The sequence below is a fragment of the Sphingobium sp. KCTC 72723 genome, assembly GCF_014280435.1.
Lineage (GTDB): Bacteria > Pseudomonadota > Alphaproteobacteria > Sphingomonadales > Sphingomonadaceae > Sphingobium.
The window spans coordinates 3,743,627-3,762,664 of sequence record NZ_CP060388.1; the positions used below are offsets into that span (position 1 = coordinate 3,743,627).

19 protein-coding genes are annotated in these 19,038 nt (G+C 64.8%); 4 read left to right on the forward strand and 15 right to left on the reverse strand.

Translation table 11 applies throughout. The features are described 5' to 3' along the window. Window positions 1-41 precede the first annotated feature (41 nt). Both mnmE and SPBM01_RS18050 read right to left on the reverse strand, forming a co-directional pair. Window positions 42-1,334: a tRNA uridine-5-carboxymethylaminomethyl(34) synthesis GTPase MnmE gene (gene mnmE, locus SPBM01_RS18045; RefSeq protein WP_188062892.1), complete on the reverse strand. Its 1,293-nt coding sequence runs from the start codon at window positions 1,332-1,334 to the stop codon at window positions 42-44. Between the two features lie 5 nt (window positions 1,335-1,339). After that, window positions 1,340-1,585 (reverse strand): DUF6489 family protein, encoded by a 246-nt coding sequence (locus SPBM01_RS18050; protein ID WP_188062893.1) that lies wholly within the window; start codon window positions 1,583-1,585, stop codon window positions 1,340-1,342. A 152-nt stretch (window positions 1,586-1,737) separates the two neighbouring features. Here SPBM01_RS18050 and SPBM01_RS18055 point away from each other — a divergent pair, with 152 nt between their 5' ends. Together SPBM01_RS18055 and SPBM01_RS18060 are read left to right on the forward strand one after the other, a co-directional pair. Then, entirely contained in the window at window positions 1,738-2,439 is a 702-nt protein-coding gene (locus SPBM01_RS18055) for a dienelactone hydrolase family protein (protein WP_188062894.1), read from the forward strand. A gap of 26 nt (window positions 2,440-2,465) precedes the next feature. Next, the gene (locus SPBM01_RS18060; protein ID WP_188065810.1) at window positions 2,466-3,416 is read left to right on the forward strand and encodes a quinone oxidoreductase family protein; all 951 of its coding nucleotides are present in this window, start codon (window positions 2,466-2,468) and stop codon (window positions 3,414-3,416) included. 89 nt (window positions 3,417-3,505) lie between these two features. On the opposite strand, the gene SPBM01_RS18065 is transcribed toward SPBM01_RS18060, so the two are convergent. Both SPBM01_RS18065 and rho read right to left on the reverse strand, forming a co-directional pair. After that, window positions 3,506-4,228 (reverse strand): YjbE family putative metal transport protein, encoded by a 723-nt coding sequence (locus tag SPBM01_RS18065; protein WP_188062895.1) that lies wholly within the window; start codon window positions 4,226-4,228, stop codon window positions 3,506-3,508. Between the two features lie 16 nt (window positions 4,229-4,244). Beyond that, the gene (gene rho, locus SPBM01_RS18070; protein WP_188062896.1) at window positions 4,245-5,501 is read right to left on the reverse strand and encodes a transcription termination factor Rho; all 1,257 of its coding nucleotides are present in this window, start codon (window positions 5,499-5,501) and stop codon (window positions 4,245-4,247) included. Window positions 5,502-5,768: 267 nt separating this feature from the next. On the opposite strand from rho, the gene SPBM01_RS18075 reads away from it, so the two are divergent. Continuing rightward, window positions 5,769-6,728, forward strand: coding sequence for a retroviral-like aspartic protease family protein (locus SPBM01_RS18075; RefSeq protein ID WP_188062897.1), 960 nt, complete (start codon window positions 5,769-5,771; stop codon window positions 6,726-6,728). 11 nt (window positions 6,729-6,739) lie between these two features. Here SPBM01_RS18075 and SPBM01_RS18080 read toward each other — a convergent pair whose 3' ends face one another. From SPBM01_RS18080 to SPBM01_RS18120, 9 genes are all read right to left on the reverse strand, one after another. Further along, a complete protein-coding gene (locus SPBM01_RS18080) occupies window positions 6,740-8,821 on the reverse strand; it encodes a transglycosylase domain-containing protein (RefSeq protein WP_188062898.1) in 2,082 nt (693 codons plus the stop codon). A gap of 122 nt (window positions 8,822-8,943) precedes the next feature. After that, window positions 8,944-9,348, reverse strand: a complete 405-nt coding sequence (gene msrB / locus SPBM01_RS18085; RefSeq protein ID WP_188065811.1) for a peptide-methionine (R)-S-oxide reductase MsrB — start codon at window positions 9,346-9,348, stop codon at window positions 8,944-8,946. 31 nt (window positions 9,349-9,379) lie between these two features. Beyond that, on the reverse strand, window positions 9,380-10,450 hold the full coding sequence (locus SPBM01_RS18090) for an NAD(P)/FAD-dependent oxidoreductase (protein WP_262504253.1): 1,071 nt from the start codon (window positions 10,448-10,450) through the stop codon (window positions 9,380-9,382). Then, complete coding sequence (locus SPBM01_RS18095; RefSeq protein WP_188062900.1) at window positions 10,441-11,115, reverse strand: methyltransferase domain-containing protein; 675 nt, start codon at window positions 11,113-11,115, stop codon at window positions 10,441-10,443. Before SPBM01_RS18095 ends, SPBM01_RS18090 begins: the two co-directional genes overlap by 10 nt. Further along, the gene (locus SPBM01_RS18100; protein ID WP_188065812.1) at window positions 11,112-12,152 is read right to left on the reverse strand and encodes a type III polyketide synthase; all 1,041 of its coding nucleotides are present in this window, start codon (window positions 12,150-12,152) and stop codon (window positions 11,112-11,114) included. Before SPBM01_RS18100 ends, SPBM01_RS18095 begins: the two co-directional genes overlap by 4 nt. A 50-nt stretch (window positions 12,153-12,202) precedes the next feature. Next, entirely contained in the window at window positions 12,203-13,240 is a 1,038-nt protein-coding gene (gene holA / locus SPBM01_RS18105) for a DNA polymerase III subunit delta (RefSeq protein ID WP_188062901.1), read from the reverse strand. Further along, window positions 13,237-13,737, reverse strand: a complete 501-nt coding sequence (gene lptE, locus SPBM01_RS18110) for an LPS assembly lipoprotein LptE (protein ID WP_188062902.1) — start codon at window positions 13,735-13,737, stop codon at window positions 13,237-13,239. The genes holA and lptE overlap by 4 nt, the downstream gene beginning before the upstream one ends. 54 nt (window positions 13,738-13,791) lie before the next feature. Beyond that, window positions 13,792-16,365 (reverse strand): leucine--tRNA ligase, encoded by a 2,574-nt coding sequence (gene leuS, locus SPBM01_RS18115; protein ID WP_188062903.1) that lies wholly within the window; start codon window positions 16,363-16,365, stop codon window positions 13,792-13,794. Window positions 16,366-16,472: 107 nt separating this feature from the next. After that, on the reverse strand, window positions 16,473-16,922 hold the full coding sequence (locus SPBM01_RS18120; protein WP_188062904.1) for a DUF3576 domain-containing protein: 450 nt from the start codon (window positions 16,920-16,922) through the stop codon (window positions 16,473-16,475). Between the two features lie 244 nt (window positions 16,923-17,166). Here SPBM01_RS18120 and SPBM01_RS18125 point away from each other — a divergent pair, with 244 nt between their 5' ends. Next, window positions 17,167-17,895: a hypothetical protein gene (locus SPBM01_RS18125; RefSeq protein WP_188062905.1), complete on the forward strand. Its 729-nt coding sequence runs from the start codon at window positions 17,167-17,169 to the stop codon at window positions 17,893-17,895. Here the strand turns inward: SPBM01_RS18125 and SPBM01_RS18130 are convergent. Further along, window positions 17,868-18,455, reverse strand: a complete 588-nt coding sequence (locus SPBM01_RS18130; RefSeq protein WP_188062906.1) for a nucleotidyltransferase family protein — start codon at window positions 18,453-18,455, stop codon at window positions 17,868-17,870. The genes SPBM01_RS18125 and SPBM01_RS18130 overlap by 28 nt on opposite strands. Before the next feature lie 11 nt (window positions 18,456-18,466). Beyond that, window positions 18,467-19,024: a thiamine phosphate synthase gene (locus SPBM01_RS18135; RefSeq protein ID WP_188062907.1), complete on the reverse strand. Its 558-nt coding sequence runs from the start codon at window positions 19,022-19,024 to the stop codon at window positions 18,467-18,469. Between the last annotated feature and the right edge of the window lie 14 nt (window positions 19,025-19,038).

Genomic DNA, 19,038 nt, shown 5'->3' on the forward strand with positions numbered 1-19,038 from the left:
GGGGCCGTGAGCGTCAAAAGCGTTCCACGTGGAACATCGGATCATTTGCCGATGCAGAAGCCCGCAAACAGGCGGTCGAGCATATCTTCCGTCCCGGCCCGCCCGGTGAGCGCGTCAATGGCGCGGCGGGCAAGGCGCAATTCCTCCGCCGTGACGAGCAGGTCATGGGCATGGGCAGCGGCGTGAAGATGATCGAGCAGTGCGGCGCTATGTCGCCGCTGCCGCGCATGGAGGGCAAAATCGCCTTCGCCCGGTAACAGCGTGGCAGCGTGCGTTCGCAGGGCTGCAAGCAATGCGTCCATCCCCTGCCCCGTTTGCGCGGACAGCGAAAGGCCGGGGCGGGCCTCCTCCACCCGGTCGGATTGCGCGGCGATGAGAATGGCGTCGGCACGGGGCAGATCGCCTGCATCGCCCAGCCACAGGATGATGTCGGCAGCATCCAGCGCCGCGCGCGCACGGTCGATGCCAATCGCTTCGATCGCGTCGTCAGTCGCCTCACGCAGGCCAGCGGTATCGGTGAACAGATAGGCGATGCCATCGATCGCGGCAGGCACTTCGATCCGGTCGCGGGTCGTCCCCGCGATGGCCGACACGATCGCCGCGTCCCGACCGACCAGTGCGTTGAGCAGCGTGGACTTGCCCGCATTGGGCGGCCCGGCCAGCACAACACGGATGCCATCATGCAATCGCTCGGCGACAGGCGCGGCGAGGATGGCAGCGACGTCCTGCGCCAGCGTGGCGATGCCCGCGCCGATCTGCGCCTCTATGCTGGCGTCCGGCACATCATCCTCGTCAGAGAAATCCAGCGCCGCTTCGGCCATGGCCGACAGGTCGAGCAGGCGCGTGCGCCATATGTCGATGCGGCGGGAAAAATGCCCCTCCGCCATCATCAGCGCGGCGCGACGTTGCGCCTGGGTCTGCGCAGCGAGCAGGTCCGACAGGCCTTCGACGGCGTTGAGGTCCATGCGGCCATTGGCGAAGGCGCGGCGAGTAAACTCCCCCGCTTCGGCGCGGCGCAGGCCGGGCAAGGCGGACAGCGCATCCTCCACCGCCGCCACGACAGCGCGGCCACCATGGCAATGCAATTCGGCCAAATCCTCGCCCGTCACCGTGGCGGGACCGGGGAACCAGAGCAGCAGCGCGCGATCGAGCGGCGCATCATCGCGCGGGTCTTTGAGCAAGGCGAGGCTGGCGGTGCGCGGCGGCGGCAACCGCCCGGCCAGCGCCATCATCGCGGCGCGGGCCTGCGCGCCGCTCACCCGGATGATGGCAATGCCTGCGGGGGGTGCGCCGCTCGACAGGGCAAAGATAGTATCGGCGTCGGTCGTCTGCACGAAAACTATTTCTTGTCACCCGCCATGCCCGACAGGCCAATGTCCATCATCTGGCGGAACAGGCGCACGCCCGCATCCCCCATGGGCGACATGCTTTTGAACAGCGTTTCCATCTGTTCGGCGCTGCCGACGCCATCGAAGCTGTCGAGCATCGTCTTGATATATTTGTCGTGGATGGGCGTGACGTCGGGCAGGCCCAGAAAGGCGCGCGCCTCTGCCGGGGTGCAATCCACATCGACGGTTACCTTCATATCAACAAGCCCTTGCCGCGCGGAAAAGTCCGTGGCCTCCGTCATGCCGCAAACAGGCCACCCATGGCAAATTTTTTGGGATACAGGCCGTTGCGTCCCTGCCCGCCACGGCCAATATGCGCGACATCATCAGGCGGAAAGGATCTTCTATCATGGCTGACTTCACCCCCATCGCGACATTGGAGGGCGACGCCCGGTTCGACGCCTATGTCGCCCGACCCGAAGGAGATGAGGCTAAGGCCGCCATCATCGTGATTCAGGAAATTTTCGGCGTCAATGCGGGCATCCGCACCAAATGCGACAATTGGGCAAAGGCAGGCTATATCGCCTATGCGCCCGACCTGTTCTGGCGCGAACAGCCGCATATCGAACTGGACGCCGACGTGCCGGAAGATTTCCAGCAAGCGTTGGGGCATATGCAAAAGCTCAATCAGGATCAGGCGATCCGCGACATCGAAGCAACGATCAAGGCCGCGCGCGTGGCCGTGAATGGTGGCAAGGTCGGGCTGGTCGGCTATTGCCTGGGCGGGCGATTGGCGTTCATGGCGGCGTGCCGGACCGATGGCGATGCGTTCGTGGCCTATTATGGCGTGGGCATCGACGGATTGCTGGGTGAACAACATGCAATCGGCAAGCCGGTGCTGCTCCATGTCCCGACCGCCGACCATTTCGTCGGGCCGGATGCGCAAAAGGCGATGCATGACGGGATGGCCGACAACCGCCATGTTACGTTGCACGATTATGACGGGCTGGACCATGGCTTTGCTGCCGAACTGGGCGCACGGCGTGACGAGGATGGCGCGCAACTCGCGGACGGTCGCACCGCCGCCTTCTTTGCCGCGCATCTCGCCTGATGGCGGGGGTCAACGGCGCGTGGCGGATGGTCGCGCGCAGCCATGGCGGGCCGGATGTGATCGCGCGCGAGAATTTCGACCCCGGCGTGCCGGGTGAGGGCGAAGTGCTGGTGGCGCAGGACGCGATCGGCCTGAACTTCATCGACACCTATTATCGCACCGGCCTCTATCCCGCGCCCCTGCCCACGCCGCTGGGGTCGGAGGGTGCAGGGCATGTCGTTGCGGTGGGGCCGGCCGTGACCGGCTTTGCCGTGGGCGACAAGGTTGGCTGCGTCAGCGGGCTTGGCGCCTATGCTACGCACCGGATCGTCGCGGCCGACCGGCTGGTCCGCATAGCCGATGGCGTATCGACGCAGGAAGCCGCCGCGATGATGCTGAAAGGCATGACCGCCTGCTATCTGGCGGAGGACACAGCCACGCTGCGCCCCGGTCAGGTGGCGCTGGTTCATGCGGCGGCGGGCGGGGTCGGGTCCGTTCTGGTGCCATGGCTGCGCGACAAGGGCGTGATCGTCATCGCCCATTGCGGGTCGGCGGAAAAGGCGTCGCGCGTCGATGCCGACCATAGCCTGCATGGCAGCTTTGACGGACTGGCCGAAACCGTGCGCGGACTGACCGGCGGCAGGGGCGTGGATATCGTCTATGACGGAGTCGGCAAGGATAGCTGGTCCGCGTCGTTGGCCAGCCTGAAACGGCGCGGGCTGATGGTCAGTTTCGGCAATGCATCGGGCGCGGTGCCGCCAGTCAGCCTGCTCGACCTGAGCAAGGGCGGGTCGCTGTTCGTGACGCGCCCTACCCTGTTCGATTATATCGCAACGGCCGACGAACTGGCGCACACGGCCGACCGCCTGTTCGACCGGATGCAGCGCGGCGTGGTGAAGGCCGTGATCGGGCAGCGGTTCGCGCTGAGCGACGCGGCCCAGGCGCATCGCGCGCTGGAAGCGCGGGCCACGACCGGGGCGACGGTGCTGGTGGTATAGTCCCGAAGGGCAAAGCCGCCTGACAGCAAAAAAAGGGGGCGGAACCTGTGTGGTTCCGCCCCCTTTTTTGTCGTGCGATGCGGCCCGGATCAGCCGAACAGCGTCAATATCCCGACATTATGATCCACAAAGCCCTCATAGATCATCTTGACCGCGACATAGACGATGACGGCCAAGCCGATATAGGCGATCCAGCGGAACCGTTCGATATATTTGGCGATGATGTTGGCCGCGATGCCCATCAGAGCGACCGACAGGATCAGCCCGATGATGAGGATGCCCGGATGGTCTTTCGCCGCACCAGCGACCGCCAGGACGTTGTCCAGGCTCATGCTGACGTCGGCGACGGCGACGGCCCATGCGGCGGCGGCAAAGCTCTTGGCCGGGCGCAGGCCCGACACATCATCATCGCTGGTGTCGCCCGGCGTTTCCCCGCCCCGCTTGGGGTGCAGCTCGCGCCACATCTTGAAGCTGACCCACAGCAGCAGCAGGCCACCGGCCAGAATCAGGCCGACAATCTGCATCAACTGGCTGACCACCAGCGCAAAGGCGATGCGCAGGACCAGCGCAGCGATGATGCCGATCAGGATCACCTTCTGACGCTGCGCAGCGGGCAGGCCCGCCGCCAGCGCGCCGACGACGATGGCGTTGTCACCGGCCAGCAATATGTCGATCATCAGCACCTGCCCAAAGGCGGCAAGCGCGCTGGGCGAGGTTATATTGCTGAAATCATTGACGATGTGGCCCCAGATATCGGCGGGCGAACCCAGCCCCTGAGCGGCAGCGGCGGCGGTTGTGAGAAGGTCGAACATAGAGGCGCAGTCCCGCTTACTGGTTCATCGAATCGAAGAAATCTTCGTTGGTCTTGGAATCCTTCATCTTGTCGAGCAGGAATTCCATCGCGTCGATCGTACCCATCTGCATCAGGATACGGCGCAGCACCCACATCTTGGACAGCTTGGCCTTGTCGACCAGCAATTCTTCCTTGCGGGTGCCGGATTTGCCAACGTCCAGCGCCGGGAAGATGCGCTTGTCCGCGACCTTGCGGTCCAGCACGATTTCCGAATTGCCGGTGCCTTTGAACTCTTCGAAGATGACTTCGTCCATGCGGCTGCCCGTGTCGATCAGGGCTGTGGCGATGATCGAGAGCGAACCGCCTTCCTCGATATTGCGCGCCGCGCCGAAGAAGCGCTTGGGCCGCTGGAGCGCGTTGGCGTCCACACCGCCGGTCAGCACCTTGCCCGACGAAGGGACGACAGTGTTGTAGGCGCGGCCAAGGCGCGTGATCGAATCGAGCAGGATGACGACATCCTTCTTATGCTCGACCAAACGCTTGGCCTTTTCGATCACCATTTCGGCGACCTGGACGTGGCGGGTGGCCGGTTCGTCGAAGGTGGAGGAGACGACTTCGCCCTTCACGCTGCGCTGCATGTCGGTAACTTCTTCGGGCCGCTCGTCGATCAACAGGACGATCAGGAACACTTCAGGATGATTGTCGGTGATGGCCTTGGCGATGTTTTGCAGCATCACCGTCTTGCCGACGCGCGGCGGCGCGACGATCAGCGTGCGCTGGCCCTTGCCCTGCGGCGACACGATATCGATGACGCGCGCCGACTTGTCCTTCTGGGTCGGATCATAGGGGTCCAGCGTCAGCTTCTGCTCAGGATAGAGCGGCGTCAGATTGTCGAAATTCACGCGATGGCGGACCACATCGGGATCGTCGAAATTGACCGTGTTGAGCTTTACCAGCGCGAAATAGCGCTCGCCATCCTTGGGCGCGCGGATTTCACCGTCCACCGTGTCGCCGGTGCGCAGGCCAAAGCGGCGCACCTGATTGGGCGAAACATAAATATCGTCGGGACCGGCCAGGAAGTTGGCCTCCGGGCTGCGCAGGAAGCCGAAGCCGTCGGGCAGCACCTCGATCGTGCCTTCGCCCATGATCTGTTCGCCATTTTCGGCCTCCGCCTTCAAAATCGCGAACATCAGATCCTGTTTGCGCAGGGTCGATGCACCCTCCACGCCCAGTTCTTCGGCAAGCTGCACGAGGTCTGCGGGCGCTGTCTTTTTAAGATCTTTCAGGTGCATTGCGAGTCGGTCCGATGGCGAGAGGAGGAGAATAGCCGGAAAAGGAATATATTGCCCGGTCAGGATACCGGGAAAGCCTTGGCCCAGGACGGGCTAGGGTTGATTATTTGGCGTTTAGCGATCCGCAACCCGCCAAGTCAAGGCGTGACAGGCAATATCGGGCAGTAAAAGGCCGGTTTCCGGGCGATATGGGACGATGCGCGGCATTGATGCGGCAGGACAAGCTTCATGATATAAGGATCGCCATAATATAGGAAGGATGCGGATATGGGACGGGCGCGCGCGCTGCTGGGCATGGCCCTGATGCTGCCTGCCGTCATGGCCCATCCCCCCGGCGTGGCGCAGGATGCGCTGGACCCTGCGACCCCGCCGGTGGTGGTGCGCACCGGCCCCGACCCCGATGATCGCGTGACGATCCCCATCCGCATCGGCGGCAAGGGACCATGGCATTTCATCATCGACACCGGATCACAACGCACCGTCATCGCCAGCGATCTGGCGCGTGAGCTGGCGCTGGTGCCGGGGCGCAGCGTGACGATAGTGTCGATGACCGGGCGCAGCGAGGCAGGGACCGTGGCCGTCCCCCGGCTGGATTTCGCCGGCAGCGCGATCGACGATATCGAAGCGCCGGTGCTGGACGGCGAACATCTGGGCGCGCCGGGGTTGCTGGGGCTGGACAGCCTGCACGCCAAACGGGTGACGCTGGATTTCCGCAAAGGCCAGATGGCGATCAGCGACAGCCGCCCCAACCGCCGCGCCGCGACCGATCCCGATGCGATCGTGGTGGAAGCGCGTCGGCGTAAAGGGCAGTTGATCCTGCTCGATTCCGAAGTGAACGGGATGCGAGTCGCCATCATGCTGGATACCGGCAGCAATATCAGCATCGGCAATCTGGCGCTGCGCGACCGGCTGACCGCGAAAAAGCGCGCGCCCGCGATGGTGGAAGCGACGCTGACCAGCGTGACCGGCGGGCAGTTGACGGGACAGGTCGGGCGGATCGGGTCGGTGCGGATGGGCCGGGTCAACCTGACGCAGGTGCCGGTATTGTTCGCCGACGCCAGCCCCTTTGCCGAACTGGGGATGCAGGACAAACCGGCGCTGCTGCTGGGAATCAGCGCGCTGCGCATTTTCGACCGGGTGGCGATCGACTTCGGGCGGGGCAAGGTGGACTTCCTGCTGCCCGATGCCAGCGCGGGGGCAATGACGCAGCTGGCAGCGCTCCCCTAAGGGCTTGCCCTTCACGGCGTGGGGCGTGTCGCCGGGGGCTGGCGCTGGCGGTCGCGGCCCAGCACATTGTCGATCCACTGCTGGTCGATCCGCTGCGGCGGCGCACGTTCCTCAGGATCGACTTCCAGTTCCGGGTCGTCCTGGCCCTGCGGCTCCTCAGCGCGGGGCCGTTCGATCGGCAGGCCGTTTTCATCGACCATCATGCCGCCCTCGCTCGTGCCGTCGGGGGTGCCATAATAGGCTTCCTCGTCCGGTTCCAACTGCCATTCGGGCAGAGTCACTTGCGTTTCAAACTGTTCCACCGGGCGTTTGGCGACCGCGACCTTCATATAATCGGCAAAGGCGCGGGCGGGCGCGCGACCACCCTGTAGCACGCCGACGGCGCGCGCATCGTCGCGGCCCATCCAGACGCCTGTGGTGATGCCGCTGGAAAAGCCCAGGAACCAGCCATCCTTGTTGCTGCTGGTCGTGCCGGTCTTGCCCGCCACGGGGCGGCCGATCTGCGCCGCCTTGCCAGTGCCAGTGGACACAGCGGTCTGCATCAGGTCAGTCATCCCCGCCGCGACCCATGGGGCGACGAGGACGCGGCTGGTATCGTCCTGATGCTCATAAAGCAGGCGACCGTCCGCCGTCGTTACCTTGGTAATGCCATAAGGCACAACGGCGATCCCCTTGCGCGCGATCGAGGCGAAAGCGCGCGTCATGTCGATCAGGCGGACGTCCGACGTCCCCAGCACCATCGACGGATGCGTGTTGATAGGCGTGGTCACGCCGAAACGGCGGGCCATGTCGGCAACGGTGGGGAAGCCCACTTCCACACCCAGCTTCGCTGCGACCGTGTTGATCGAATAGGCAAAGGCCGTGCGGATATCGATATCGCCCGAAAAACGCCCCGAACTGTTGCGCGGTTTCCAACCGTTGATGTCGACCGGCTCGTCGGTAACGCCGGTATCGGGCGTATAGCCCCCCTCCAGCGCGGCCATGTAGACGAAGATTTTCCACGCCGATCCCGGCTGGCGCGTGGCGGTGGTGGCGCGGTTATAGTTGGAACTGACATAGTCCAGCCCGCCGACCATCGCGCGCACTGCCCCATCACGGTCGAGCGACACCAGCGCACCCTGCGTATTGGATGGCACATTGGCCTGAATCGCCGCCGTCGCCGCCTTCTGCATGTTGAGGTCGATGGTGGTATAGACTTCCAGCGGTTCGTTGGGTTCATCGACCAGCACATCGATCTGCGGCAATGCCCAGTCCGTGAAATAACGCACGCTGTTCTGCGGCGGTTCGGGGGCCAGCTTGACGCCTTGCACATCGGCAGCGGCGCGATCCGCCGCGCTGATGACGCCATTGTCGCGCATCAGGTCCAGCACCACGCCCGCCCGACCCAACGCTGCTTCGGCGTCGGCGGTGGGCGAGTAGCTGGATGGTGCCTTGACCAGTCCCGCGATAATCGCAGCTTCGGGCAGGTCCAGCGTGGTCGCGCTATGGCCGAAAAATTTGCGGCTGGCCGCGTCGATGCCATAGGCACCGCCGCCGAAATACACCTTGTTGAGGTAGAGTTCGAGGATCTGCCGCTTGGAGAATTTACGCTCCAGCGCCATTGCCAGCACCATTTCACGGACCTTGCGGCCCCAGCTATAGCTGTTGTTGAGGAAGATGTTGCGCGTCACCTGCTGGGTGATGGTCGATGCGCCCTGCCAGCGACGCCCCTTGCCCCGGTTTTCCAGCGCGACCCAGGCCGCTCGCGCCATGCCGACCGGATCGACGCCGGGATGCAGGTAGAAACGCTTGTCCTCGGTCGAAACCATCGCATCGACCATGACGGTCGGAATCTGGCCATAGTCCAGCCAGCGCCCGAAACTTGGCCCCAGCGATACGATGACGCTGCCGTCAGCGGCATGAACGCGGATCATCTGGCCGTTCGGGGAGGATTTGAGGGAGGCATAGTCAGGCAAAGACTGCATCGCCACCACCACGGCGATGACGACCGCGATCAGCCCCGCGACGCTTGCCGCCACGCCGATCTTCAGACCGCGCATCAGCCACTTCTTCACCCCGACGGGCTTGTCCTTGCTCTTGCCTGATCGTGCCATCTGTGCCGCCCCGGATACCCGCTAATCCCGGCGCGGGCCAGCGCAAATACTGCGCGGCCCCGTCAAAAAGCCGGGATAGCCTCCATGATGATCAGCGGTTTACCGGCGATGAACGCGGGCTTTCATTCCGCTTCGTCGCGCGGCTTGAAATCGAGCGAGGCACTGTTCATGCAATAACGCAGGCCGCCGACGCCCGGACCATCGGGGAAGACATGGCCCAGATGCCCTTCGCAGGTGGCACAGCGCACTTCGGTACGGACCATGCCATGGCTGGCGTCGCGGATTTCCTCCACCGCGTCGATGTCCACCGGCGCGGTGAAGCTAGGCCAGCCCGAACCGCTGTCATATTTTTCGTCGGCGTCGAACAATTCCGTGCCGCACCCGGCGCAAAAATAGACGCCGTCGGCCTTATTGGCGTTATATTTGCCGGTGAAAGCGCGTTCGGTGCCGGCTTCACGCAGCATATGATATTGTTCGGGGGAAAGGCGGTCGCGCCATTCCGCGTCGGTCAGGTTGATCTTGTCCATGGCCGCAATATGGGCGCGCATGGCCCGCCGATCAAGCGTCCGCAATGCGCGTCAGCCGCATCGCCAGCCGCGCCGCCCCCGGTGTCGCCGCCAGCGCCCTAAGCAACCCCGGATAGCGTCCCAGCGCCCGGAACCCCGCCGCCGCACGCAGCGGCGATGCCGCCCGGCGGGCGAAATCGTGCTGATAACGCGCCGCGCCGTCGCGTCCGTGCGCCTGCCAGCGATCCACTGCCGCCGCCGCGCTGGCCAGCGCGATGCCGATCCCCTCCCCCGCCAGCGACGGGATGACGGCGGCCTGATCGCCCAGCCGGTAAAGCCCCGGCCATGTCGTCGTCGCGCGCCAGCCATAGGGTATATCGCCAATCGCATCGACATGCGCGTCGGCAGGCAGATCGCCCAGCCGGTCGGCCAGCGCAGGCGAACGATCCGCCAGCGCGGCGATCAGTGCCAGCGGACGGCCCCCCGCTGCGCTCAACGCACTTTTGCGCACCGCCATACACAGGTTCGCGCTGCCATCCTCCTGCAACAACAGGCCGACATAGCCACCATCGACCCAGTGCAGCTCGATCCGCCCGCCGATCAGGCGATGACGCGCAGCGCTGGCGGGCAGGCGCAGGCGCAGGCCCAGTTCCGGGTCGCCGCCGCCATGGGGACGCGCCACACCGCGCAGGTCATGCTTGCCCGTCGCCAGAAACAGCGCGTCCCAGTCGATCGCGTCGCCATCGTCCATCGTGACGGCGGTGGGGGAAAGGCTGCGCACGCTATGGCCCAGCCGGAACGCCACGCCCGCCTGTTCGGCGGCAGCGCGCAATACCGTGTCGAGCCGGTGTCGCGACAGGCCCATGCCCGGCGCGGGCAGCGGCAGGACAATCTCCCGCCCGCCCGCAAACAGCGCTAGGGTGTGAATCGCATGGCCACCCAGCGCCTGCACCTCGATGCCCAGCGCGCCAATCTGCGCCAGTGTCGCCCAGCTGAGGAAACCACCGCACAGCGCATCGCCCGGCTCGACCTGCCGGTCGATCAGCAACGGCTGCGCCCCGCCCTGTGCCAGCCGTAGCGCGGCGGCAGCACCCGCCGGCCCTGCGCCGATGATTATCGGCACCTTGAAACACACAGGCGAAACGGAAAAGCGCGTGCGATCCGCGCATCGCCGATCCCCGCCGCTGCCAGCATGTCACGCCATTCTTCGGCCACGAAACTGCGCGCGATCGACAATTGCCCGTCCTGCCGGACGATGCGATGCACACCCAGTAACCGCGCGAGTAGCGGATAGCCCCGATAGGCAAAACCATGCCGGTGCAAATCATTGACGAACCAGCCCATGCGCGCCCGATCCTCCATGAAGCGCAGGAACGCCAGCCGTTCCGCATCATCCATATGGTGGGTGACCAGGCTGGAAACGATGATGTCCCATGGTTCATGCACCAGCGCCGCATAGTCGCCGGTGCGATAGTCGATGCCCAGCGTCGGGTCAGTCCGCGCCTGCGCCACCGCTGCGCTACGGGCGTTCAGGTCGATACCCACGAGTTCGCAGGCAATGCCCCGACGCTGCGCCCAATGCGCGATCCGCCGCAACATTCCGCCATCGCCATAGCCCACATCCAGCAGCCGGAACGGTCCCGTTACTGCCCGGTCGAGAAAGGCCAGCGTGGGCCGCGCCGCCAGCGTCACCCGGTTGACCCGGTCGAGATCGTTCAGAACCCGCGCATAGACGGCGTCCGGCAGGTCGGCGGCATCCATCTGTTCTTGCGCCAGCGCACGTTTCATGGCGCGGCGCGGTGAAAGGCCAGCCCCTCCGCCGCCAGCCCCGGCCCGAACGCCATCGCAATGCCCTGCCCGCTCTGTTCCCCCGCCAATATCCGCGCCAGCACGAACATCAGCGTGGCAGAGGACATATTGCCGAACGCGCGCAGCACCGCCCGGCTATGGTCCAACGCATCCGGGGACAGATCAAGCGCGCGTGCCACCGCGTCCAAAATGGAGCGCCCCCCGGCATGAACCGCCCACAAGTCGACGCTGTCGGCCGGCACCGGCAGGCTGATCGTCCCCGCCAGTGCCTGCGCGATCGCGCCCGGCACTTCGCCCGACAAATGCATCGCAAAGCCATGATCGCCCAGATCCCAGCGAATGAGGTCCGCCGTGTCCGGCACCGTCATGGCAAAGGGCTGGCCCAATGCTATCCCGCCCGGCGCTCCGCTGACCAATGCCGCCGCCGCGCCATCACCAAATTGCAGCATCGCCAGCAGCGGCTCGACGCGCGCATCCTCCTGCAAATGCAGGCTGCTGAGTTCCACGCAGATCACCAGCACCCGCGCATCGGGTTCCGACCGCACGATATGGCGGGCGGATCGCAACGCGACGATCGCGGCATAGCAGCCCATATAACCGACCATCAGCCGCTCGACCGAGGGTGACAGTCCCAGCATCGTGACAAGCCGCTGGTCGATGCCCGGCGCGGTGAAGCCAGTGCAACTGGCCACTACCAGATGCGTGATGCCGTCGATGGCGGCCTGCTCCCCCAGCCCCGCAACGGCGCGCGCAGCCAGGATCGGCGCTTGCTCTGCATAGACGCCCATGCGCTGCGCCGTGGTGGGCCATGCCGCGCCATAAAATCCCGTTGGCGCGGTCGGCGCATCCAGCACCGACCAGCGGTGGTCGATGCCGCTGCGCTGCGCCATCCGGGTGAACAGCGCCCGGTCGCGCGGATCGGCGATGCGGGCGCTGGCCCAATCGACAAAGGCCGGATGAATATCCGTGTCGGGAACGGCAGTGCCGATGGCGTGGATGAAAGCGGTGGAAATGATGCGCTGCCTTTATTGCGACCTGTTTGGCGATGAAAGCGCGCGGGGCGGGATTATCGTTCCCGTGCCGCCTGCCGGGCGATGGTCAGCAATTCATGGCGGACCAGCAGCTCGCCGGTCCCCCGCCCCGACCGGGTGGCGCGTTCCGCCTGCGACAGCCGCTGGATCACGCGGGCCACGCCGGGCGCGTCCCACAACCGCACCTGCCGGGTGACGACGCCCTTGTCCTTCCAGAACACGGCCTTGCCCGCTGCCTCGACTGCCCCGTCCAGCCGCCCGCTGGCGTCGAATTCGGCGCGGATATTGGCGATCAGCATCGCACGGGTCAACAACGGGCGAATGACCGCCGCCATCGCCGTACCGCTTTGCGCCAGCGATCCCAGTTCATGATGCATGGATTTCAGGTCGCCACCCAGCACCGCATTGACCAGCGGGCCGACCTCCGTATCGGGATTGTCGGCGGACAGCGCATCCAAAGCCTCTGCCGTCGCGTCGCGCGGCCGGTCGAGCGCAGCGTCCAGATAGAGGATCAGCTTTTCGATCTCTCCCGCCATCAGCGCACGGTCGCCATTGGCCAGGTCCACGATCCGCCGGGCGAGGTCCGATGGCAGGCGCAAGCCCCCTTCCCGCGCGATGCCGACGGCAATCTGTTCCGATTCGCGCGCATCGGGCTGGTAGGAAATAAACGCCATGGCCCGCTTATGGTCCAGCGCCAGCTTCACCAGTTTCGACGTCGCCTTGAGCGCACCCGCCACCGCAATCACCGGATTGCCCGCCGCTTCCCCATCCAGCAGCGCGCTCAGTGCGGGCAGCGATTCATCGCCCATGCCATGAATGCGAATCCAGCGTTTGTCGCCGAACATGGAAAAGGACGCCGCTTCGTCCGACAGCCGGGCCGGGTCGTCGCGCAGCGTCGGCGCGTCCAGGTCGATGCGCTCCGCATCCGGTCCCATCGCCCGTTCCAGCCGCCTGGCCAGCGCGCTGCTGCCCGCTTCGTCGGGACCGTAGAGCAGGAAGAAACGCAGGTCAGCCGATGCCCCCTGCCCCGGCGCATCCAGCGCCTTTTCGATCTGGCCCCGATTAGCCTTCAAGGATTGCGGTCCGCGCTGGCGAACAGGGCCAGCCGCGCGACGATCTGATCCGCGACCGTCTGCGACAGCCGTTCGAGCGCGGTATCCTCCGCCGCGATCGTCGCAAATTCGCTGGACGTGACGTCGATGCCCGCGTCGGACCCGGCGCTGTCGTCCAGCACCTGCGCGCCAGTCGCTTCGTCGACCAGTTGATAGCGGGCGCGCAACGTGCGGCGTTCGCGGGTGATGGCGGCATCGGCGCGAAGGCCGAAACCGGCAATCTGGTCGTCCAGTTTCACCACCAGCTTGTAACGCGGACCCGACCCGCCCTTCATCGCGGCCAGCCGGTCGCTCAGCGCATTGTGCATCAGCCAGCCGGCCTTGCCCTCGATCGGCTGCACTTCGACATTGCCCAGCGCCTGGGCGACTGCGCCATGGCTGCCCCCGCCATAGACCGGGCGCAGGCCGCAGCCGGTCAGGATCAGCGAAAGGGCGATGATAGAAATTATGCGCTTCATGCCCAGACCCTTAAACCCTCCGTCGTTCCCGCGAAAGCAGGAACGACGATGGTGTCAGATAACGATATTCACCAGACGATCCGGCACGACGATGATCTTCTTGGGTGCCGCCCCGTCCAATATCCGAACCACATTGGGCGCGGCCAGCGCCAGCCGTTCCAGCTCGTCTTTCGCAGTTCCCTTGGCGACCGTGATGGTATCGCGCAGCTTGCCCATCACCTGACAGGCAATGGTGACTTCATCATCGACCAGCAACGCCGGATCGACCACCGGCCATGCCGCGTCGGCGATCAGGCCGGTTTCGCCCATATCGGCCCATGCCTCTTCTGCGAGATGCGGGGTCATCGGCGCGACCAGCAGCGCCAGCGCGCGGATGGCGGCGTTGCGCGATGCGGACGGCGCGGCCTTTTCCACGGCATTGGCCAGTTCGTAAATCTTGGCGACCGCCTTATTGAAGGACAGCGCCTCGATGTCCTTCGCAATCCCGTCGATCGTCTGGTGCAGCTTGCGGTCGAGCGGCTTGTCCTGCCCCTCCGCGCCTGCCTCGATCTGGCCGAACAGGCGCCAGAGCCGGTTGACGAAGCGCCACGACCCTTCGATCCCGCTTTCGGTCCAGGGCAGGTCGCGTTCGGGCGGGCTGTCCGACAGCATGAACCATCGCACCGCGTCCGCGCCATATTGGGCGATGATGTCATCGGGATCGACGACATTCTTCTTGGACTTGGACATTTTCTCGACCCGGCCGACTTTGACTTTAAGGCCAGTTTCGCGGTCGAACAAACCTCCGTCAGTTCTAACAACTTGATCTGGTGAGCGCCACTCGATGATACCGTCATCGCCGGGTGGATACCAACCAAAATGCTCTCGCTCTTGTTCGGTTGGCGGCCGTCGTACTGTATACGTCTCATGCGTCACCATCCCCTGCGTGAACAGGCCGGTGAAGGGTTCGGCAAAGCCCAATTGCCCCATATGCTGCAACGCGCGCGTCCAGAAACGGGCATAGAGCAGGTGCAGGATCGCATGTTCGACCCCGCCAATATATTGCCCGACCGGCAGCCATTTCTCCACCGTCTCCCGGTCGAATGGCTTGTCCTTGGGCTGGCTGGCGAAGCGGATGAAATACCAGCTTGAGTCCGCAAACGTATCGAGCGTATCGGTTTCCCGCACCGCCGCCTTGCCGCAGGACGGGCAGTCCACATGCTTCCATGTCGGATGGCGATCCAGCGGGTTGCCCGGAATGTCGAACGTCACGTCTTCGGGCAGAACGACCGGCAATTGCGCTTTTGGCACCGGCACCGGGCCGCAATCCGCGCAATGGATCACCGGGATCGGCGTTCCCCAATAACGCTGACGCGACACGCCCCAGTCGCGCAGGCGGAATACGGTCGTCCCGGTCCCCCATCCTTCCGCCTCGGCGCGGGCGATCACTTCCGCCTTGGCTTCTTCAACGGTCATGCCATCAAGGAAGCGCGAATTTACCAGCCGACCCGGCGCGCTATAGGCTTCGTTGTGGATCGGCGCGCTTTCATCGCCCTCCGCCGCAACCACCCGCTCGACCGGCAGCATATATTTGCGCGCAAAGTCCAGGTCGCGCTGGTCATGTGCAGGCACGCCCATGACCGCCCCGGTGCCATAGTCCATTAGCACGAAATTGGCGATGAACACGGGCAACTGCCATTCCGGGTCGAACGGATGAGTGACGGTCAGCCCGGTGTCGAAGCCCAGTTTCTCCGCCGTTTCCAGTTCCGCCGCCGTGGTGCCGCCCGCCTTGCACAGCGCGATGAAATCAGCCGCTTCCCCATTGCCCGCCGCCACAGCCTGCGCCACCGGATGATCCGCCGCGATCGCCACGAAGCTGGCCCCGAAAATCGTGTCGGGGCGCGTCGAATAGACCTCTATCTGCGTGTCGAACGGCGCGACCGGCTTGAAGTGGAATTGCAGCCCCTTGGACCGCCCGATCCAGTTTTCCTGCATCGTGCGCACCTTGTCGGGCCACTGGTCCAGCGATTTCAGGCCATCAAGCAGATCGTCGCCAAATTGCGTGATTTTCAGGAACCACTGGCTCAGCTTGCGCTTCTCGACCGGCGCGCCGGATCGCCATCCCTTGCCGTCGATCACCTGTTCATTGGCCAGCACGGTCATGTCGACCGGATCCCAATTGACCGCGCTTTCCTTGCGATAGACCAGGCCCGCTTCCAGCATGTCCAAAAACAATGCCTGTTCATGGCCATAATAGTCCGGCTCGCAGGTGGCGAGTTCCCGGCTCCAGTCGATCGCAAAACCCAGCTTCTTCAACTGCGCGCGCATGTTGGCTATGTTGTCGCGGGTCCAGTTGCCTGGATGCACCTTCTTTTCCATCGCCGCATTTTCGGCCGGCATCCCGAACGCATCCCACCCCATCGGGTGCAAGACTTCATGGCCCGTCATCCGGCGGAACCGCGCCAGCACGTCGCCCATCGAATAGTTGCGGACATGGCCGATATGGATGCGCCCGGACGGATAGGGGAACATCTCCAGCACATAGCTGCGCGGCTTTTCGCTGGCGTCGTCCGCGCGAAAGCTCTGCTTATCGTCCCAGATCGCCTGCCAGCGAGCGTCAGCCTCCAGCGGATTGAAGCGCCTTTGCATGTCCTGTCCTACCCAAAATGCGAGCGGGCTGGACCTTGTTCAAGCCCAGCCCCGATATTGCAGAAAATCATCAAGCCGCGCCGATGCGCAGCCCGAACGGAATGGCTTTAGCCCGCAATCGCCGTGCGGCGCAGGTCGCGGGCCTTGGTGAGGATGATTTCCTCCAGCTTCTGGACCGTGGCGGCGGCGACCGGCGCGTCGACCCACTGGCCACCCTGGCTGACCTGACGGCTGGCCGCAACGCGCAGCGCGTCTGCGCGCAGATCCTGGTCCAGAATCGACACGGTCAGCTTCATCCGTTCGTTCGGGCTGTTGGGGCTGGCATACCAGTCGGTGACGATGACGCCGCCATTGGAATCGGTCTGCACCAGCGGCATGAATGAAATCGTGTCCAGGCTGGCGCGCCACAGATAGGCGTTGACGCCGATGGTCGTAACCTTCGACGCGGCCATATCCGCCTTCGGGCGGTCCTTGGCACCGCCGCCACAGGCAGCAAGCGGCACAAGCGCGGCCAGCAGCAGACCGGCGGAAACGGAACGGGAAAGGCGGCTGGCCATCAGGCATGTCCTAGCTGGAAAAAGACGAAAAACGCTTGCGCTTCTATAGTGGACCCGCGCCAAGGAGCAAGGGGCGGCGCGCGGTGCTGCATATGACCGTGCATCGCGCACCTGTCCCACCATGTGGCCCGTTGTGTGTTCCATGCAACAGACGGGATAAAAAGGCGTTGAGGCACTAGCCAGTAGCGGCTTGCGCGGTGTAATACGTTACCAATATTAGAATTCAGGGGGAAAGAATCAGGTCATGCGTGCTTACAGGGGACATTTTGCAGTAGCAGGCGCGGCAGTAGCCGTCGCTGGCTTCATGCTGTCTCCTGCGATCGGCGCTGCGACCGATCTGGTCACCGTGCGCGCGGAAACCCCGGTTTCGCTCGGCGCTCTGGGTAGTATCTCCTCCTTCACGCCCACCACCAAAGACCCGCGCCTTGCCGCGGCCTATGCCCGCATCGCGGCATCGGCCGGTCGTCAGGGTCTGCGCTTCACACCCACCAGCGGTTCGCTGAGCGGGCAGCGCGCCGTGACGGTCATGGTCCGCGCCGAAGGCAGCGACCGCGTCGCCGCCGTGCGCACGCTCGATCCGGTCGACATCAAACCCGTCGCGTTCAGCCTGAACAATGCGCATGGCTGGCGCAAGTTCGCCCTGCCCGAATCGCTGGGCCGCAAGGCGCTCGATCCGGTTGCGGTCGAAACCATGGTCGATGCGAAGAATTTCTCGCTGGAAGACGGCGCCAAGGATCGTTTCAGCACCAAGGTGCTGATCGAAAGCCGCCGCGACGCCGGTGCGACTGTCCGCAACCCCAGCGCGGACAAGGATTATTCGCTGGATCTCGCCAGCTCCTATTCGCTGACGCGCAACCTGAACGTCACCGCTGGCGTGCGTTACAACAACAGCGTCGCGGGTCGCCTGACCCCGATGACCGACGACCGGCAGGACAGCCAGGCCGTCTATCTCGGCACCGTCTTTAAATTCTGATCGGCTGAACTGTCGGCAATCCGCACACGCGGGTAGCGGGTAAGCCATTTCTTGTCTGCGATCCGCTGGTCGAAGATTGCCCGTCTGGCCGATGAGAAACGTGGCGTCGGTCGCAAAAGCAACCCAAACAGATCGTCCAGCCCCAGCGGCGCATTAATCTCCAGCGCATCGCCCGACAGGCGCACGGCAACGGCCGTCGCCGTCTCTGGCCAGAATCGCATCGCGTCCGCCACAAAATCATAGGGTGCATCGCCATTGCGCAGGTGCATCCGCGCCTGATTCTTGACCGACCATGCCATGCCCGGCTCACGCGCCTGCAACACAGCCTCTATCGCCCGGTCATGGCGCGCATGGCTGCGCGCCCGATCGAACCATATGATATCCACGTCGCCGGTCGGCATCGCGACGGACCGCCCATGCAAATGATCCCAGATGGTATCGCGCACAAATCCGGCACCGATCCAGCAATCAGGCAGGTCCAGCGACTCGACATGCTGCAAGGCACGGCGTCGCAACGGATGCTGAAGGATGATGCTGCGCAGATCGGCTGCGAAATCCACATTCCCCCCGTTCACCCGGCCAACCCGTCGATCGCAGCCCAGCCACCCGCACCAATCCCGCGCAACATCCGCCGATGGCACGCCCGCACCCCGCCCAGCGCCATCGCGGGCATCGCCGCGCCCCGCGCCAGCGCGGCAAAGCGCACACGGCCAAGCGTGCGCGCACCGGGGTGGGATCGGGTGGGGAACAAAGGCGAGAGAAAGACAAGGTCCGCGCGCACCCGCTGCGCGGCGATTCTTTCGCGTAAGTCATGAACCGGCGCGCTGTGAAGCATTGGCCGCGCGACTCTGCCCCGCCCATCGCGCCCATGCCATCCATCCGCCCGCCACGCCGCCGCCATGCGCGCGTCCCCCGCGATCATCAGCACCAGCCGCCGCCGCCGCGCGATCGCCCGCACCGCGTCGAACAACGCCCGCCGCGCGCCCGGCGGCGTGCGATAATGGCGAAATACGACGCCCCCCTGTCCCTTGGGCAAGCGCGCCACCGCCGCCAGCAGCGCCGCATCGCCGATCCGCTCGTCGGTCATCAGCCAGATGGTCGGCATATTTTTGCGGTGGCGGCGGGTCATGACCCTGCCCTATA

Bases quoted from the DNA above. Each gene is read 5' to 3' on its own strand.
- SPBM01_RS18050 (WP_188062893.1), bottom strand. From the start codon at position 1,585: ATGAAGGTAACCGTCGATGTGGATTGCACCCCGGCAGAGGCGCGCGCC.
- SPBM01_RS18055 (WP_188062894.1), top strand. From the start codon at position 1,738: ATGGCTGACTTCACCCCCATCGCGACATTGGAGGGCGACGCCCGGTTC.
- SPBM01_RS18060 (WP_188065810.1), top strand. From the start codon at position 2,466: ATGGTCGCGCGCAGCCATGGCGGGCCGGATGTGATCGCGCGCGAGAAT.
- SPBM01_RS18065 (WP_188062895.1), bottom strand. From the start codon at position 4,228: ATGTTCGACCTTCTCACAACCGCCGCCGCTGCCGCTCAGGGGCTGGGT.
- rho (WP_188062896.1), bottom strand. From the start codon at position 5,501: ATGCACCTGAAAGATCTTAAAAAGACAGCGCCCGCAGACCTCGTGCAG.
- SPBM01_RS18075 (WP_188062897.1), top strand. From the start codon at position 5,769: ATGGGACGGGCGCGCGCGCTGCTGGGCATGGCCCTGATGCTGCCTGCC.
- SPBM01_RS18080 (WP_188062898.1), bottom strand. From the start codon at position 8,821: ATGGCACGATCAGGCAAGAGCAAGGACAAGCCCGTCGGGGTGAAGAAG.
- msrB (WP_188065811.1), bottom strand. From the start codon at position 9,348: ATGGACAAGATCAACCTGACCGACGCGGAATGGCGCGACCGCCTTTCC.
- SPBM01_RS18095 (WP_188062900.1), bottom strand. From the start codon at position 11,115: ATGAAACGTGCGCTGGCGCAAGAACAGATGGATGCCGCCGACCTGCCG.
- lptE (WP_188062902.1), bottom strand. From the start codon at position 13,737: ATGAAGCGCATAATTTCTATCATCGCCCTTTCGCTGATCCTGACCGGC.
- leuS (WP_188062903.1), bottom strand. From the start codon at position 16,365: ATGCAAAGGCGCTTCAATCCGCTGGAGGCTGACGCTCGCTGGCAGGCG.
- SPBM01_RS18120 (WP_188062904.1), bottom strand. From the start codon at position 16,922: ATGGCCAGCCGCCTTTCCCGTTCCGTTTCCGCCGGTCTGCTGCTGGCC.
- SPBM01_RS18125 (WP_188062905.1), top strand. From the start codon at position 17,167: ATGCGTGCTTACAGGGGACATTTTGCAGTAGCAGGCGCGGCAGTAGCC.
- SPBM01_RS18135 (WP_188062907.1), bottom strand. From the start codon at position 19,024: ATGACCCGCCGCCACCGCAAAAATATGCCGACCATCTGGCTGATGACC.